Annotated in this window: 15 protein-coding genes; 10 read left to right on the forward strand and 5 right to left on the reverse strand. The window is 50.0% G+C overall.

What is annotated here, in order from left to right; all coding sequences use genetic code 11:
* Positions 1 to 538: 538 nt before the first annotated feature.
* On the forward strand, positions 539 to 3,148 hold the full coding sequence (gene leuS, locus ACNRUY_RS11245) for a leucine--tRNA ligase (RefSeq protein ID WP_488111745.1): 2,610 nt from the start codon (positions 539 to 541) through the stop codon (positions 3,146 to 3,148).
* 81 nt (positions 3,149 to 3,229) lie between these two features.
* Here leuS and ACNRUY_RS11250 read toward each other — a convergent pair whose 3' ends face one another.
* Positions 3,230 to 3,673 carry a response regulator gene (locus ACNRUY_RS11250; RefSeq protein ID WP_488111731.1) on the reverse strand — a complete coding sequence of 148 codons (444 nt, stop codon included), beginning with the start codon at positions 3,671 to 3,673 and terminating at the stop codon, positions 3,230 to 3,232.
* Between the two features lie 95 nt (positions 3,674 to 3,768).
* Here ACNRUY_RS11250 and trxC point away from each other — a divergent pair, with 95 nt between their 5' ends.
* The 4 genes from trxC to ACNRUY_RS11270 all read left to right on the forward strand — a co-directional run bounded on the left by trxC (position 3,769) and on the right by ACNRUY_RS11270 (position 7,925).
* Positions 3,769 to 4,203, forward strand: coding sequence for a thioredoxin TrxC (gene trxC, locus ACNRUY_RS11255; RefSeq protein WP_488111732.1), 435 nt, complete (start codon positions 3,769 to 3,771; stop codon positions 4,201 to 4,203).
* Positions 4,204 to 4,396: 193 nt separating this feature from the next.
* Positions 4,397 to 5,761, forward strand: coding sequence for an LSm family protein (locus ACNRUY_RS11260; protein WP_488111733.1), 1,365 nt, complete (start codon positions 4,397 to 4,399; stop codon positions 5,759 to 5,761).
* A 129-nt stretch (positions 5,762 to 5,890) separates the two neighbouring features.
* The gene (locus ACNRUY_RS11265; protein ID WP_488111734.1) at positions 5,891 to 6,418 is read left to right on the forward strand and encodes a phosphatase PAP2 family protein; all 528 of its coding nucleotides are present in this window, start codon (positions 5,891 to 5,893) and stop codon (positions 6,416 to 6,418) included.
* A 109-nt stretch (positions 6,419 to 6,527) separates the two neighbouring features.
* The gene (locus ACNRUY_RS11270) at positions 6,528 to 7,925 is read left to right on the forward strand and encodes a hypothetical protein (RefSeq protein ID WP_488111735.1); all 1,398 of its coding nucleotides are present in this window, start codon (positions 6,528 to 6,530) and stop codon (positions 7,923 to 7,925) included.
* A gap of 24 nt (positions 7,926 to 7,949) precedes the next feature.
* Here the strand turns inward: ACNRUY_RS11270 and ACNRUY_RS11275 are convergent, their stop codons facing one another.
* The 4 genes from ACNRUY_RS11275 to ACNRUY_RS11290 all read right to left on the reverse strand — a co-directional run bounded on the left by ACNRUY_RS11275 (position 7,950) and on the right by ACNRUY_RS11290 (position 13,200).
* Positions 7,950 to 8,906, reverse strand: coding sequence for an AEC family transporter (locus tag ACNRUY_RS11275; protein WP_488111736.1), 957 nt, complete (start codon positions 8,904 to 8,906; stop codon positions 7,950 to 7,952).
* A 67-nt stretch (positions 8,907 to 8,973) separates the two neighbouring features.
* Positions 8,974 to 9,687 (reverse strand): DNA-3-methyladenine glycosylase I, encoded by a 714-nt coding sequence (locus tag ACNRUY_RS11280; RefSeq protein ID WP_488111737.1) that lies wholly within the window; start codon positions 9,685 to 9,687, stop codon positions 8,974 to 8,976.
* A gap of 529 nt (positions 9,688 to 10,216) precedes the next feature.
* A complete protein-coding gene (locus tag ACNRUY_RS11285) occupies positions 10,217 to 11,425 on the reverse strand; it encodes a hypothetical protein (protein ID WP_488111738.1) in 1,209 nt (402 codons plus the stop codon).
* 320 nt (positions 11,426 to 11,745) lie between these two features.
* A complete protein-coding gene (locus ACNRUY_RS11290) occupies positions 11,746 to 13,200 on the reverse strand; it encodes a catalase (RefSeq protein WP_488111739.1) in 1,455 nt (484 codons plus the stop codon).
* Positions 13,201 to 13,556: 356 nt separating this feature from the next.
* Between ACNRUY_RS11290 and ACNRUY_RS11295 the strand changes: the two genes are divergently transcribed.
* The 5 genes from ACNRUY_RS11295 (at position 13,557) to ACNRUY_RS11315 (ending at position 17,644) form a co-directional block, all read left to right on the forward strand.
* Positions 13,557 to 14,450: an aspartoacylase gene (locus ACNRUY_RS11295; RefSeq protein WP_488111740.1), complete on the forward strand. Its 894-nt coding sequence runs from the start codon at positions 13,557 to 13,559 to the stop codon at positions 14,448 to 14,450.
* A gap of 142 nt (positions 14,451 to 14,592) precedes the next feature.
* Positions 14,593 to 15,159, forward strand: a complete 567-nt coding sequence (locus ACNRUY_RS11300) for an LPS-assembly lipoprotein LptE (RefSeq protein ID WP_488111741.1) — start codon at positions 14,593 to 14,595, stop codon at positions 15,157 to 15,159.
* Positions 15,160 to 15,165: 6 nt separating this feature from the next.
* Positions 15,166 to 16,224, forward strand: a complete 1,059-nt coding sequence (gene holA, locus ACNRUY_RS11305; RefSeq protein WP_488111742.1) for a DNA polymerase III subunit delta — start codon at positions 15,166 to 15,168, stop codon at positions 16,222 to 16,224.
* 191 nt (positions 16,225 to 16,415) lie between these two features.
* Positions 16,416 to 16,577 (forward strand): hypothetical protein, encoded by a 162-nt coding sequence (locus ACNRUY_RS11310; RefSeq protein WP_488111743.1) that lies wholly within the window; start codon positions 16,416 to 16,418, stop codon positions 16,575 to 16,577.
* A 77-nt stretch (positions 16,578 to 16,654) separates the two neighbouring features.
* A complete protein-coding gene (locus ACNRUY_RS11315; protein WP_488111744.1) occupies positions 16,655 to 17,644 on the forward strand; it encodes a hypothetical protein in 990 nt (329 codons plus the stop codon).
* Positions 17,645 to 17,763: the final 119 nt, after the last annotated feature.

The following is a 17,763-nucleotide window of genomic DNA, read 5'->3' on the forward strand; positions in this document are numbered from 1 at the left end:
AACGGAGCAACCTTACCAGAGGCTGACAAAAACCCGGCTGACGCAAATCAACCTCAGTGGTCCCAGGCAACCTGCTGGAATAACGGGATTCACCGGAAAACCCTGAAAAAAAGAAAGTAAAAGTGCAGCCGGTAAGGCTCTGATGTATCCTAGCCCACGATATTGTATTAACTTGTATAAACGATATTAAACCTAGATTCAGCAGTTGGCCGCTTGAGTTTCTCTACAACCAGTGGGGTCAAAGCCATAGAGCTGTATTTATTACTCACCTTTTAGGTGACTTTGAATCCGCTCTGCGGTTTTGTGAAAAATCTGAGCGCCCTCAGCTGCGTTGCGCCGTTTGCCAAGTACCCATAGGGCATAAAGACTACGGCCATTGGCAGCACGACGCGTCTTTATGCCCTTTGGGTATTGCTGAGAACGCTCAGATTTCCCACAAATTCCGCATCCAACTGCTGAATCTAGGTTAAATGATCGATTCGTCCCTCCGGAACGATCTTCCGGAAGCATCCCCCAACATTAAGCCCGTTGAGCAATGATGGAAGAGCATTACCACCCGCACCAGATTGAAAGCGAAGCCCAGAAGTACTGGGAAGACAACGACAGCTTTGCTGTCACCGAGGACAACAGCAAAGAGAAATATTACTGCCTGTCCATGTTCCCTTACCCCAGCGGCCGACTGCATATGGGACACGTACGCAACTACACCATTGGCGACGTGGTTTCCCGGTATCAGCGCATGCGGGGGAAAAATGTCCTGCAACCCATGGGGTGGGACGCTTTTGGTCTACCAGCTGAAAATGCCGCCATCAAGAACAAAACCGCACCGGCTCCCTGGACTTACGACAACATTGATTACATGAAAGGGCAGCTCAAGCGCCTGGGTTTTGGTTATGACTGGAACCGAGAGCTGGCCACCTGCCGCCCTGAGTACTACAAGTGGGAACAGTGGTTTTTCACAAAGCTGTATGAAAAGGGGCTGGTGTACAAAAAAATGGGCACCGTCAACTGGTGCCCCAACGATGCGACGGTACTGGCCAATGAGCAGGTAGAAGATGGCCGCTGCTGGCGCTGCGACACCCTGGTGGAGAGAAAAGAACTGCCCCAGTGGTTCGTGAAAATCACCGCCTATGCCGACGAGTTGCTGGCCGACCTGGACAAACTGGAAGACTGGCCGGACCAGGTGAAGGCCATGCAACGCAACTGGATTGGCCGTTCAGAAGGCCTTCAGATGACCTTCAAAGTGGCCAACCCTGTTGAAGGCGCACCTGATGAGTTCCAGATCTACACCACCCGCCCTGACACCCTGATGGGAGTGACCTATGTGGGGGTTGCCGCAGAACATCCCCTGGCCAAAGCCGCTGCCGCCAGCAATCCAAAGCTGGATGCGTTCATTAAAGAGTGCAAGTCCAATGCGGTGACCGAAGCGGAAATGGCCACTATGGAAAAAGTCGGTGTGGATACCGGCATCCGGGCCATCCACCCCATCACCGGCAAAGAGATTCCTGTATGGGCTGCCAACTTTGTCCTGATGGATTACGGTACCGGTGCGGTCATGGCGGTTCCGGGTCACGACCAGCGGGATTACGAATTTGCCACCCGCTTTGGCCTCGCCATTGAGCAGGTGATTGAGCCTCTCAACTCAGAGGAGAGTGAAGAAGTCGTCGACCTGACTCAGTGCGCTTACACAGAAAAAGGTCGTCTGATCCATTCCGGTGAGTTCGACGGTCTCTCCTCAGAAGCCGCCTTTAACGCCATTGCCGACAAACTCATTGCACAGGGAAAGGGCGAACGTCAGGTCAACTATCGCCTGAGAGACTGGGGTGTCAGCCGCCAGCGTTACTGGGGAGCACCGATTCCCATGCGCTACCTGGAAGATGGAACAGAGGTTCCTGTTCCCCTGGAGGAGCTGCCGGTTCTCCTGCCGGAAGATGTGGAAATGGACGGCGTTCAGTCTCCCATCAAGGCCGACCCACAGTGGGCAAAAACCACCCACAATGGTCAGTCGGCTACCCGCGAAACGGACACCTTTGACACCTTTATGGAGTCCAGCTGGTACTACGCCCGCTACTGTTCATCCAGCTCCGATGACCAGATGCTGGACCCGACCCAGGCAAACTACTGGCTTCCAGTTGATCAGTACATTGGCGGTATCGAGCATGCCGTTATGCACCTGCTCTACTCCCGTTTTTATCACAAACTGCTCAGGGATGCGGGCCTGGTGGACAGTGATGAGCCCTTCAAGCGCCTGCTTTGCCAGGGCATGGTGCTGGCGGACACCTTCTTCAAAGTGGATGAAAAAGGGGTCAAGCACTGGATCGCTCCTACCGATGTCAATATGGAGTTTGACGACAAGGGACGCCTGGTAACCGCCACCCTCAAGAGCACCGGGGAAACCGTTGAGCATGCAGGCATGAGTAAAATGTCCAAGTCCAAAAACAACGGTATTGATCCTCAGGACCTGATCAACAAGTACGGTGCGGACACCATCCGTCTCTACACCATGTTTGCCGCGCCACCGGAACAGACTCTGGAGTGGTCAGAAAGCGCTGTGGAAGGCGCCCATCGCTTCCTGCGCCGTTTCTGGAAACAGGTGGCAGAGCACGTTGCCCTGGGTGATATTCCTGCCCTTGATTCGTCTGCTCTGAGCAAGGAACAGAAAGACCTGCGCCGCAAGACCCACGAAACCATTGGCAAGGTCTCGGATGATTGCGAACGGCGCTTGACGTTCAATACCGCCATTGCCGCCATCATGGAACTGAACAACGCCATCAGCAAGTTCAAGTGCAATAGCGATCAGGACCGCGCGGTTATTCACGAAGCCATTGAAGCCACCACTCTGATGCTGGCGCCCATCGCGCCTCACGCCATGCACAGTGTCTGGAAAGCCCTGGGACACACTGATTCAGTGCTCGATGCCAGCTGGCCAGGCATCGATGAAGAGGCTCTCAGGAAAGACGCAATCACTCTGGTGGTCCAGGTGAATGGCAAGGTTCGGGCCAAGCTGGAAGTGCCCGCAGGCATGGACAAGGACGCCATTGAGCAGATGGCCAAAGAGCACGACAATGTCGCCCGGTTTATCGACGGTAAAACCATCCGCAAGGTGATTGTAGTGCCAGGAAAACTGGTCAATATTGTTGCCAACTGATCGCTTTATCGGTCAACAAAGCCGGACAACAAAAAAGGGGGATGCATTTGCATCCCCCTTTTTTATCTTCCCCATATCCAATCAATTACCCAGATACTGCGCCAGGGTTTTGTAGAGCAAGTCCCGGTCAATGGGCTTGGTCAAATAGTCGTCCATCCCCTTACCCAGAGCCTTGTTCCTGAACTCAGTGATGGCGTGGGCACTTAATCCCACAATGTTCCCTTTCGCCAGGTTACTTTCCTGTTCGAACTGGCGAATGGTTTCGGTGGCGGTGTAGCCATCCATCACCGGCATTTCACAGTCCATGAGCACCAGATCCCACTTCTCATGGTCACTTTTATAAAGGTCCACAACTTCCTGGCCATTGTTGGCAAACACAGGTGTGACACTGACTTTCTTAAGCAGTTTTTTCAGTACCAGCTGATTGGCCATGTTGTCTTCAGCCACCAGAACCTGCTTTCCGGAAAAGTCCGCGGAGGGCGTTAAAGAGGGAGAGTCCATATCGGTATGTGCATCCTTTCTCAAACCAGTCATTTCCTTTAAGGTTAGTCCCAGTTATAAACTTTGAGCAAAACGAAAAGGTGTAAAAAAATGACCTTCCTTTTGGGGAGCCAGAGACAATGACCTCCCCACTTCAGATCCCCTGTCCAACCTGCACCACGGCTAACCGGGTACCTGGAAACCGCCTGAAAGACCACCCTGTCTGCGGAAAGTGCCGGAGCCCCCTTTTTTCAGGACAACCGGCCATTCTCAATGCAGGCAACTTCAAACGTTTCCTCAGCCAGACGGATATTCCTGTGGTGGTAGACTTCTGGGCCCCCTGGTGCGGTCCGTGCAAAGCCATGGCTCCCGCTTTCAGCAAGGTTGCGGCTGAACTTGAGCCCCTGATTCGCCTCGCCAAACTGGACACCCAGGCCCACCAGCAGATGGCGGTACAATATAATATTCGCAGTATTCCAACATTGATCGCCTTCAGGAACGGAAAAGAGCTTGAGCGGATATCTGGAGCTCTGCCGGAAGTCCAGTTAAGAAAATGGATCAAGCGGTTTTTATAACCTGATCCATTGAGTAGCAGCGCAATCAGAATAACCCGGAATTTGAGACCCAGAGCCCATTTTTCTGGTCAGAGGATGTTCAGGGCGGCTTTCTCCAGCCGACCTCTGGTCTGCTTTATCGAATACTGGCAGAATTCATCACAACTCCTATCACTGGCTTCATCAACAGGGCTGACCAAAGCAGGATAAAAAAGTGCGTCGAGTGTTGAAAGGGCTTATTCTGACCCTGATTCTGGCTTCAGTCATCTTACCTGGCCTTAACTACTTTCTGACCAGCAAGGTCACGCTGATGGTCGACCAGTGGATTGCCAGGCTATCTCCCTACGCCAGAATCCACTATCAGACCATTAATATTGACTTACGGGGCAGTATTACTCTCCACCAGGTGTCCGTGGAACTTCAGCAAAGCCAACTCCCCAGACAACAGGTTGAGCGTCTTTCGATCCACTTTCCCGCCCCCCTCAGCCTGTACAGGCTTGCACTGATGGCAGAGGAGGCCGTTCTGCCCAGGCAACTGGCCATAGAACTGGAAGGAACAGGCCTGTTCTTTCTGGAGAACCCGTTACTGGTTGAACGCTACTCATCCAGCAACCGCCAACTGGGCAGAATATTGCCTTCCTCCTGTGGACAACATTACCGCTTTGGCCCGGAAGAGCTTCTGGCCATGGGTTACAACCCTTCCGTTTTGATGAACCTCAGCCTGGCTTACCACTATGATGACTTCAGCCAGAGCCTTGAGCTGTCAATGGGTACTGAAATGCAGGGCATCGGCTTTGCCACACTCACCACCCGGCTAGACAACATTCCAGCACTCTCTCCCAGGTTTCTGGATAGCCCGGGGGCAGAACTCTCACAGCTGACCTTCCATTACCAGGATGATGGTTTTCTGACCAGGAGAACCGCTTACTGTGCAGCCCGGTCAAGAATCTCTCCCCAGCAGTATATTGCCCGCGAAACCTCAAGAAGTGACCACTACTATGGAGAGGTCTGGGGTTTAATTCCCGGCCCGTCTGTCCGGGAGGCCTACAGGAGGCTGCTCACCCAACCAGAACACCTCAGTGTTACCGCCCGGTTTCAGCGCGGCTTTCACCCAGCCAGACTGAAGCCCTCCCAGCAGCAAAGCTGGCCACAACTGCAAAAGCTGAGCATGGAGGTCAATGGCCGTGAAGTTCAAGCACCAGAGCTTAGTTTGTCTCCTGTCCAGATACTCTCCCGGCTGGCGGACCTCCAGACGTTGCTTCAGCTTAATGCCCCTTCAGAGCAACAGCTCAGGACACCAGAAGCACCACCAAAGCAACCCTCGCCTGAAACATCCGTTGTGGATGAACGAGCGATCTATACGGGCTCCCACTTGAATTACACGGTGATTGAAAAGGCTTCTCTGGCTGACTATATCAACCGGCAAATCATTATTGAGCTCAATCAAGGGAGGGTTTACGAAGGTGTTCTTGCCGGTCTTGATAAAGACCGACTGAGGCTGAAACGGATCCAGCCTGGGGGAGAAGCCGTGCTTCCTATCCGGCTGGATAGAATCCTCACCGTCAAAGTCTTGAAGTAACCCTCTCCCCCTGGCGGCCCTGCTGCCAGGGAATTGACCCCTGATACCCCCACCCTGACAGAATCCCCTCACTCAACTATGGTGAGTGAATAAGAAATCCCCATTAGAACTTCAAGGATGAAGCTCCCCATGACCACCAAACGATGGATAACACTGGCCTTATCACTGTTTGCTTTCACCCGGATGACTTCCGCCGACATTAAGGAAATGGGTGACAAAGTTCAGCTGGCCATCCCCACAGTTGCGTTGACTTCCACAATACTTCTGGGCGATTTTCAAGGTACCAAGCAACTGGTTAAATCCTTTGCCACGTCCCAGCTGACCACAGAAGCATTGAAAAGAATCACAAGAAAAGAACGGCCTGACCATTCGAACCGGTTATCTTTTCCATCAGGACATACTTCAGCCTCTTTCCAGAGCGCCTCCTTTATTCATTTCCGGTACGGCTTTAAATACGCCATTCCAGCGTATATGGCAGCGGCTTTTGTTGGCTACAGCAGAATCCATGCAAAACGCCATGATATTGTGGATGTCACCGCCGGGGCGGCACTGGGTGTCTTTTCTTCATGGTACTTTACTTCCCGCCGGGAAAAACCGGCCATTCAACCTGTACCTCTGTCTGATGGTGTTGCCATTCGCTACAGCGTCTCCTGGTGAAGCTCGCTGTACCCTTACAGAAATAATTGCTTTCACTGCCAATGGAGATCAACCCAATAGTCCACCACTGAAAGAAAACTCAAAAACATGTATTTCAAGGGTTTGCATTATGCGTATTGAGAACAACTCAAACACAGAAAACCTGAAGCTGGACAGAGCAGAGTTAACACCTGAAGTTCAAAAAACAACCGCGGGCTGGAACCGGGAGAACAGTGCATCAGTTGCACTATCAAACGACATCGGGAGTTTCGTTGTATACCGGCCCAGGCTCAATGAACCGGTCACAGAAAGTCTGAACCCTGGAGTGGCTGAAGTCCTGGCTAAAGAAAATATGAATTTGCTGGATAAAACCATCTCTAGTGAGAAACAGTTAAAACTGGCAAAAGCCTTTGAAAAAAATAGTGATGAGTTAAAAACCGGCATATTTTCCGAAGTGTCTGACAAACTATCAGGCAACAAACGCCACCTTATGAACAATGGCATCAGCGAACTGGCCATTGAGGGGCTCTTAGTCATCGCCAACCCTGACAACAGCCACGGTAACAATACAATTACTGATATCCACCGGATGACCAGCCAGTTCCTTGCGCAAAAAGACAATGACCCCAGACTCCTCAAAAGCCAGTCATTGTTTGCTGATGTAATGGCATCAGTAACCAACATAGAGTCGATTCCCCAAAGGAAGAGAGAAGGCGTCAATGCCGCCATACAGAACTTTACGTTATCCGTCCTTAATGATTCAGAAAAGCCGATGACCCTGGACAAGGCTATTTCAATGCTGATGAGTATAAAAACTCAACTTCAGGATAACAGCATCGTGTTCAATGAACGGCAGGTAGAGCTTGATAAGATTAAAATATTGCAGTCACACAACAAAAAACTAAAAACCCTGGAGCTTAGACTCGGAAATGTCGAGGCCAGCGGCGTCAGCGGTGTCGCAGCCGAATTAGTTCGTGGCGCCCTGTGGTCGATAGAGATGAATATGCATAAGGCCCATAATTTAGCCACGGGTCAATTCGAGCCAGCCAGTTTTGTAAGACATATAGCCAACTCATTTGCAGTAACCATGCTAAAAGCACTGATTGGACCTGAAGCAATTATAGGGTTACTGGCGGCTTCAACATCCCCTCAGGAAAAAACAACACTGAAGCACCTCATGCTGGCTTTGATGGCCCAAGACTCAAGTGACTTTGATCGTTTTGCCCAGCCCGACAAGGTTTACAGAAAAGCGCTTAATGCCCCGCTCATGAAAGTGGCAGAAAGTTTGAGCAACCAGGCCAGCAGCCCTACTGAGTATGAGAACCAGCGAGTTTTCAATTCCGCTCCCTCTGAAGATGAAGCTACTGCTAAAGCCACAGGGCATCACTCAGTCGCACAAGAGCAGGCTCTCATCGAGGAGAACATACGAAAAATGATTGAAGAACTCCTTGCAGGTCGCAACCTGGCCCTGGATACCCTGAATAATGCCCAGTCCTTCCAGCAAATCCATAATCAGAAGAAAGTCTGAATGCCCGGCGTTTTCAGGGTTGATTCAGATAATACCAACCCCTCTTAGAATAAAGATTCCCGCAGAGGTCGCAGGCAAAGCCCCCAGAGTGGTTAATACTACGATATTGGCCGCCAGTGAGGTGTTTCCCCTTGCGGCTTTGGCCATGACAAAACTGGCAGCGGCCGTGGGGCAGCCATAAGCAAGAAACAATATACCCAATTCCATATTCCGGAATCCTGCAAGCCAGGCTAAGGGAACCAGAACCATTGGCATCAATGCCACCTTATGCAGGCTGGCCCAGAGGGAAGCTCCACTGGTTTCTGCCAGGGACTTCAGGCTCAGACTTCCCCCAATGCAAATCAATGCCAGTGGCAGTGCCACCCGGGCAAAATACCCTCCAACCTGGTCAACAATCCCGGGCAAGGGCCAGCCACTGAGACACACTATGCCCCCCAACAACACAGCAGCAATCAAAGGGTTTTTTAACAAATCCAGAAACAGGGAGGTCCTCTTCTGTTTTTCTCCAGTGACATTGCCTGAATAGGTTCTGAGCACCCAGACAGAGGCAATGTTATAAACAGGGATAAGAAAACCCATCTGTAGAGACATCAGGGCAATACCATCACTGCCGTATAAGTTGCCAGCCAGCGCCAGGCCAACAATGGCCAGGTTGCCTCGTGCGGCCCCCTGGATAAACACTCCCCGGTCACTGGCAACAGACACTGTTTTCAGGGACAGCAATCCCGCCCCCAGAAACGCCAGAAGCGAAGAAACAACTCCAAACACAATCAGGTCCGGGTCAACAAACAGCTCCCAGTCAAGGTGCGCCAGACTGAGAAACAGCAAAGAGGGCAGACAGAAGTGAAAGACCAGCCTGGACGCGGTCTGAATAAAGGCGTCATCTATAAACTGCCAGTGCTTCAAGGCAATACCTGACAGCAACATCACACACACCGGCAGAGTCACACCCGCAGTAAACAGCAAGGTTTCCCAAAACATGAAACGCTTATCACCCACTCAAATTCAGGAACAGCCAAATAGAAAATGATGCCCGGATTCGAACGATTCAGACATGATCGGCGTCAGCTTCTGAGCCTACCCGGTTTACACCACTGCTGAGGGCCACCAGACGACTCAGCTCAGCCAGCGACCTGCCACTGTGCTGCTGGAGATCGTTGAAAAAAGCCTGGGCTTGCAGCAGCGCCTTTTTGGTGCCTTTGCCGCTGTCAATAATCTTCCAGTGACGTAGATAAGCCTCCACATCACGGGTCAATAAAAACGTATCCTTTCCTATGGCCCTCAAGGCATAAGGACCGGTATTCCCCCCCAGCCGGGAGCCATTTTTCTTGAGATAAAGCCATAGACCCACAATATTCTCCACAGGCCATTGAGCAAGCCACCGGGAAAAACGACCATGTTCCACTTGGATATCATGAATCATCAACGCATTTTCCCGGATACTCCAGACTTTCTTCAAATGGCGGATAATCCTGGGGTCAGCGGCTTTTCTTTCCAGCATGTCATCGGGCATCATCAACAGGCGTTCTATATCAAACTGCCAGAAAAGCTGTTCGAACTCAGGCCATTTCTGATCCACGACCCGCCAGACGAAGCCGGATTGAAACACTTTCCGGGTAAACTCCGCCAGATAACGGTCATCCCCAAGGGCTTCCAGCCCCTTTGATTCCAGGGGCTTCACCAGCAACTCCTCAAGCCTGTCTTCCCCCCCTTTTCGCTCACAGGCGCGCTCATACAGCGTCTGAAAATTCTCCGGTTTCAATCTGGCCTCCTGTAATGGTGAAATGAACATGACCCAGCCAACGGCTTAACCCGCATATTACCCGAAGTGTCGAGCTTCTCACTCTACTATTTTTTTGAGTCACATATTTTGTCCACACATTCATGCTTGTTACACGGGCTTGTCAACAAAATGAACGGTTATACAAGTTGGCTGATGAAAGAGAGGGACTGCATCAGAATTAATCTTCAATAAATCATTGGCTTGTAAGGATAATAGTTCTGAAGAATCATGCATGCGTGCCCCGCCAGCTTCAACCTATGTTTGCACTTCCCGGATGGGTAATCGAGGAAGCTGATATTGACTGGAACCTTAAGCAAAACCCAGCCTATCTTCACAGCGCTTCAGGGGCTTAGCTCAGGCTGTGATAACATAAAAATTGTGATCATTTCCGACCTGATAACCAGTACCAAGATAGAAGCCTTATAAAATTGTACTGTTTTTTACAACACTTAAAATTGTGCCTGCACTGTGCCATTATCACCTTTGGAGCATTTAATAAAAAACAGCTTTAGTCAGTCTTTGGCTTCCTGAATCCTTCACTTGCATTCTTAAAGGCCAAAGCCGCCATCCTAGCCCAGGCTTTTATAAACATCATTTGCATTTGGTCCATTACAGCTTTGAAATATTTTTTGCACGGTGAATCAACAGCCTCTTCTTCCAAGTAATCTTCTTCCAAATCAGCTTTTCTTATCCGACCAGCGTTTTTTTCCATTTCTAAAGTAGTATCTCTTCCAGTATTGTGTTCCAGCCCCCCTAACGACACTAGACTAATCATAACCGAATGAAAATGATCTTCAAAGGTAAGGTTATAAAAGGATACACTCCTAGAGCTAAGAAACTTCAACTTCAAGAGTGTCCTGGGGTCATTGGAGGATAGATAAGCGTACTCTCTGGGTGACATACTGCCTGGAATAAAATATGCCTTACCAAGCTTTATATTTAATGGAACATTGCGCTTATTTAAGTATTTCACCTCCCCTACGCAGGGAAACCCAACCCCATCATTTACAATAGCCGATAACAACCCCTGAACTGAAGGCGTAAATACTGATGGAATGTTTGTTTCGGGATTTCGATCTGCCTGGTCTTGCTCTAATTGCCGGGTAAATTCCTGAAGTTTAAAATCAAACGCATCAGTCTTTTCATTCATTTTGTAGCGCGAATTAACTGGATTATTAACATCATGCAAAATCACTGACTGCACCATAACGGCCACATCTAAATCTAAATGTGGCCCTTCTATTCCTATTCTTTCAATCATGTGAGGCAAAATAAAATAAAATGTATTTTTTTCATTTGATTCCAGATGAACACCCCCGTAACATTCAAGATAATGGTGGAAGCTGTCGAATGGAGCACCTCTCACACACTCTTGTGTAGAAGCACTATCTCCTTTATGCGCAGTCATTTTAAGTCGTCCACTGTCGTTTTGAAAGGCTAGTTTATCATCTACAGTGAAAGTATAAGAAAAGACTGATATTGGAACGAACATGGATAATATTATGCAAATAACAGAGAGTATTCGCCTGAGCATAATAATATGTACCATCGCTAAAACCTCTAGTATTTTGTTGTTTTGTTGTTTTGTTGTGGGATTATAGACAAGTTCTATACAGTCTGCCTTGACGTTATTTTTCCCGTATAAAACCGATTCAAAGTAACTGTAGAGAGGCGAAAAAAAGAACGAAGTGAAATAATTCAATATAAAATGTTTCACCAGAGAGTGGGGCTGCCTCTGCTATTTCTTTATTTTCACAAATACCATTCCAGGAATAAAACGGTGGATTTATATCCATTGCAAAGCTGTTATCCGGCTTTATGTTACAAAGAGCAAAGGAATAGAAATTCAAAGGCACTGGCGGTAGCATTGCAGGCAGTCAGAGAAACCCACAAGCGACCAGATGATCGTTTGTAGTTCTGCCCCCCCTTAACTTGTTCGGGCTATAGGCCACTTCTGTAGTGACTTCAGGTAATAAGCGGATACCCTCCGACTAAAAAAGCCGGGTCAATGCCCGGCTTATTACACGTTAAGATGAATCAGACTTCCAGGGCCGCCTTCACCCATTTGCCATAATCAGGATCGCATTGGGTAAAGTGCTCAATCATCCGCTTCTGAACCGACTCAGTTGCCATCTTCAGACCACCGGCAATATTCCCTGCCAGCTGTTGCTTCTGCTCTTCAGACATCATTCGAAACAGGTTACCTGCCTGACTGTAATTGTCTTCGTCTCTGGAGTCATAGGCCTTCACCCAGGCATTTTCTTCCAGGGGCATGGGTGGCTCTGCCACCTCCGGCTTCGGTTTTGGTGCATCCGGGCGATCATTGGGATAAAAGTTAGCCCCTGAGCCCTGGTTATGACCGGAATAAGGGCAGGCAGAACCGGCCGTCATTGCACCATCCCGCTGGTAATGGTTGACAGGGCATTTGGGGCGGTTGACCGGCAACTGCTGGTTATTGGCGCCAATACGATAACGATGGGCATCCGCATAGGCAAACAGGCGCGCCTGAAGCATTTTATCCGGAGAGGCCCCTACGCCTGGCACAAGGTTGCTGGGAGCAAATGCAGCCTGTTCAGTTTCAGCAAAGTAATTGTCCACATTGCGGTTCAACTCCAGCTGTCCAATCTCCATTAAAGGAAAATCAGAATGGGGCCAGACTTTGGTGAGGTCGAAGGGGTTGATGGGGTACTGCTTTGCCTGGGCCTCCGTCATCACCTGGATTTTCACCGTCCAGCCGGGAAACTCTCCACGATCAATGGCACTAACCAGATCGGATTGCATACCCTCCACAGGCATGGCCGCCGCTTCTTCATTGGTTAAGGTTTTGATCCCCTGGTTGGTTTTGAAGTGCCATTTCACCCAGAACCGCTCGCCTTTGCTGTTCCACATACTCAGGGTGTGGGAGCCATAGCCATTGAGGTGCCTCAGGGACAGGGGAATTCCCCGATCCGACATTAAAATGGTGATCTGGTGAAGAGACTGCGGATTACTGGCCCAGAACTCAAAATGATGGGCCGGGTCCGGCAGGTTGGTTCTCGGGTCTTTCTTCTGGGAGTGAATAAAATCCGGGAACTTCGACGGATCCCTCAGAAAGAAAACCGGAGTGTTATTGCCCACTATGTCATAGTTGCCTTCTTCCGTATAAAAACGCAGGGCAAACCCTCTGACATCACGGACATAATCACCGGAGTCCTGACCTCCAGCCACTGTGGAAAACCGCAGAAAAACATCCGTTTTTTTGCCTGCTCCCTGAAGAAAATCCGCAATGGAATAGTCTGACAGATCCTTGTTCAGGGTGAACGTTCCGTGGGCTCCATACCCCCTGGCATGCACCACACGCTCTGGAATCCGTTCCCGGTTGAAATGCGCAAGCTTCTCAAACAAACGGAAATTATCGAAGGTCAATGGCCCCCGCTCGCCAGCACTGATGCTGTTGTCATCCTCTGGAACCGGCGCACCGTTTGCTGTGGTTAAAAAGTTATCATTATTCATTATTTCTCTCCATCCAATAGGGCATGCAGCTCATCGACCGGAAGTATAGTTAAGGTGACGTATACCTCAAATTGATCCTCATCAACGCTTTCAAGTAAAAATGATTATCAATACCAAGGCTTGAACGCTGAGCATTTCACTTCTTAATGGGCAAAAACACCTTGCCAGGCACCGCTGGCAGCAACTGTGTTATGCTGGACTAACCGAGATCCAGACAGCCATAAGCAGTATCTGCCACCTATCCTGAATCGTGACAATGCCTACAAAACCCGAAGTAAACGCATTCTCACAGTAATAACACAGTATCGTCCTGGCCACCCCGGGGCTTTCGCAAAAAAATGACTGGGAGCTGAGGTATGAAAAACGAACAGTGGGCCACCATTGAAAAAATCACCATTGTCGGTGGTACCCATGGCAATGAGTACCTTGGCCCTTACTTTATCCGGAAAGTTAAGCAAACGGGTCTCTATCAGGACAACTCTCTTGAAGTGTCCACCCTGCTGGCCAACCCGGAAGCCTTTGCCATGGGACAGCGTTTTATCCACAACGACCTCAACCGCTCTTTTACCCGGGAGATTCTGACCAGCACCAACAATGACCATGAGCATCAGCGAGCCCGGGAAATCAACCTGCTGTTTTCCCCTGAAGAGCTGGAACATCACTTCATCATTGACCTCCACAGCAGCACCGCCAATATGGGCATTACCCTGATTGTCCGTAATGACCAGCCCTTCAATCTGCATGCCGCCTCCTACGTCCAGCAGAATATCCCGGAAGCCCGGATTCTGGTGAGCGATGTGGACCGGGAGCAGAGCCAGTCCCTGAACAGTATTTCAAAGTTTGGCCTGGCTGTGGAAATCGGCCCCCTGGCCAATGCGGTGATCCGCCATGACCTGTTTCATACCACCGAAAAAGTTGTGTCGCTGCTGATCAAGTTCATGACTCTGTGCAAAACCCGTCAGGAGCCCCGGCTTCATGAAGAAGTCCAGGCGTTTCAGGTCAGGGAGCGGGTTCCCTATCCACGGGATGACAACGGCGAATTGACAGCAATGGTTCATAAAGACCTTCAGGATCGGGATTACCGGCTGCTGGAAGCAGGCCATGCTATTTTTGAAACCTTTGGGGGAGAAGCCGTTCCCTATGAGGGAGAGCCTGGATATGCGGTCTTCATCAATGAAGCTGCCTATTACCGAGAAGACGTGGCCTTTATGGTGGCGGATAAAGTTACCCTGTCCCTGAAAGCCCCTTGAAAAACCGTTTGTTTCCCTCTTTTCAATGATGAAGGTTCCGCAAACTGTTTTTCTTTCGCTATGGGCATTTGTATACTCTTCTTTTTTGATCAATAGCGCGCGCCATAGCCGTTCCCGGCTTTTAATGAACCATGGAGAGATCATGACACAACGCATTCGCCCGGCAGCTCTATTCCTTCTGTTGACGTTGTCCAGTCTGCTGACGGCCTGCGGCTTTCACCTTAGGGGAAAAATAGAAGTGCCCACTGAACTGGCACAGCTGTCCGTATCCGGGGGAAATCATGACATCGTTCGCCTGCTCTCCCGGTCGCTGGAAAGTACCGGAATCCGGATCACCAATATTGCCCCTTACCGTCTCCACATTCTGGATGCACGGCAAAATAATGGCCAGCAGACTCAGGCCTCTGCGGGTTACTATGAGAAACGCCTCTCCATGAGCATCGTGTATCAGCTGGAAACCGCGGATGGTCTCCCCCTTTACCAGCCCGTGGAGCTCAGCAGGGAGCGGTACATGACCTGGAACCAGAATCAGGCCAATGCCGGCGAGTCTGAAGAGCGCATTATTTTCAGGGAACTGCGCCAGGAACTGATCGCCACTACGGTTCGCCGGGTTGCCAGTATGTCCTCAGACGCGCTGGAAGCAGAAGCGGAACGGGCCAGGGAGGTTCAGCGGCTTGAGCAGGAACAGGCACAGGATAGCGGGCTGTAGTACTCAATGAAGCTCCGTATTGACCAGCTTGGCAACCATTTGAAGCGCCAGTTAACCCCCGTTTATATCGTCAGTGGTGATGAACCCCTGCAAGTGGGTGAGTGCTGTGACCAGATCCGACATCAGGCACGCCAGAAGGGATTTTCAGAAAGGCATGTCTACCACGCAGAAAGTGGCTTTGACTGGGGAGAGCTTCTGGAAGCCGCCAACAGCCTGTCCCTGTTTGCCCAGAAACAGATCCTTGAGCTGCGCATGCCCAATGGCAAGCCTGGAGATGCCGGAAGAAAAGCCCTGCTGGAATACATAAAGCACCCGTTTGAGGACAACCTGCTGCTGATCATCACCGACCGCCTGGACAATGCCACCCAGAAATCAAAGTGGTTTAAGGCCCTGGAGCAGACCGGTACCTTTATTCCTGTCTGGCCCATTGAGTCCAACCAGCTTCCCCAGTGGATTTCCAGGCGCCTGCAAACCGATGGCTACTCCGCCAGCCCGGAAGTACTGTCACTTATCTCAGAGAGGGTCGAAGGCAATCTGCTGGCGGCCTCCCAGGAAATTGAAAAACTGAAGCTGCTGGCGAAAGACCGGGTCATTGATGAAGAGACCGTCAAAGAGTCCGTGTCCGACAGCGCCCGTTATGATGTGTTCCAGCTGCTGGACGCTGCCCTGGAAGGGAATATCAAGCAGTGTGTCAGGATTCTCGGGGGGCTTAGGGGAGAAGGGATTGAACCTCCCGTTGTGCTCTGGGCTCTTGCCCGGGACATACGATTGCTCAGCCACCTGAGTCGATTGAAATCCCGGGGGCTGTCAACGGACCTGGCCATTGACCAGTCCGCAAAAGTACTGGGCTTTGCCCCCTTCATCCTCAAACGTCGCCGGGCCCTGCTGGACAAATGCCTCCAGCGCCACAGCGAACGGAATCTCAGGCAGATGCTGGTTGGCGCAGGTCAGGTTGACCGCTGTGTCAAAGGCCTGGAAAAGAACAACCCCTGGGATGAGTTGCTTTCCCTGGTGCTGTTTCTGGCCGGGATGCCAGCCCCAGCGGCTACTGCCACCTTTGTCTAGTTGTTCAATTTCCGCCCACAGGTAATATATCCCACAGGAAGAACTGGTAGCCCATTGTGTTCTGCCCCTCAGAAGAAATAGGAATGATGGGACACAAGGGGTATGAATCTGAATGAAACACGGGTGATCAAAACAGTCTTTTGGGAAAATGACGCAAACACAAGGAGCAAAAGCTATGGACAGCAGAAACTATGGATACAGTAGCCAAATTGCTCATCGCCGGCCATATTGTGACCGGTTTCGTGCGCGTTCCGTTCCTGAAGAATCAACAAGCAGGTTTGGAATCCGGCCTGCTGCGCCGAGGCGTTATAGAACCCAATACACTTCAACAGCAGAACAGCCAAAAAGGTTGACTGATTATCACATCGCAACAAGAGGAAGCAGCGATAGGCAACCGCCAGTCAATACTCATTCAGAAAGAATGAGAACAATGGAAAGATTACAGGGCTTACGTGCCCAATACAGTTCAGATCACGAGCTGTCGGCAAAAATAACAAATGCTATTCAATCAATTCTTGATGATATTTCTGAAGGCTGCGTTTCTCAACGCACGCAGAACCTTATTGACACAATTGATTCAAGAGTTCTGGCATACAGCCAAAATAGAAGCTCGGGAAGAAACAGGTCCCCTGCACACTATGAAGATGAATTTGAGCGCCTACTTGATTTTGACACTGACGCCTCTTATAGCTCAAGCCGAAGTAGAGCTTCTCACCAGCCAGGAAGCCCATCAAGGCTGCATAGCAGAGAAGGCATACAACAGGAGTCTAGCTTACCTGAAGCAACCAGGCCTAACACCGCAAGAGAATTTAACCAGGCCTACGAGCGTTCGCTTGATGAGTCTTACCCTGAGCGTTCTGATGAGAGCAGCCAGAGCCGCTCCGAATTAACGACCAGCTATGAACAGGAATTTGATCGTCTTCTTGATGATTTTGATATCTCCACTAACGATTCAAACCACAGTAGAGGTACGAACACTCGTCAACAAACAGTCTCATCAATTCATCCAGGCAGGGAGCAAGTTCAACAAGAATCTACCCAACCTGAAACAACAAGAGTCCACACCGCAAGAGAATTTAACCGAGCGTACGAGCGTTTGCTTGATGAGTCTTATCCTGAGCGTTCTGATAATAGCAGCCATAACCGCTCCGAACTAACGACACGCTATGAACATGAATTCAACCTTCTTCTCGATGATTTTGATACTGGTTCAACCGATTCCGGCTATAGCACTTCCAGCATCGAAACCACAACCAGAAGGCATGAACACGGATTTGAGGAAGCCTTAGATTCTGATTTTTCTCATGTACGCAACCTTAAAAGATCACTAGGTAGTTTTGGTTTAACTAAAAGTGAAAGCGAAGATGTCTGCCAAGCACTATCCAACTCTGATGTAGATCAATCTGATTATATGCATTAGTTCAGATCTGATCTGACAATTCCCTCTTCAAAAAAGGGAAGGGTTACCGATTTAGATAGAGGGTGAAATCACTGAAATCTAAATCGTAAAAAGGTAACCCTTATGATTCATACTAATCA

Source organism: Endozoicomonas sp. Z74 (assembly GCF_057680865.1).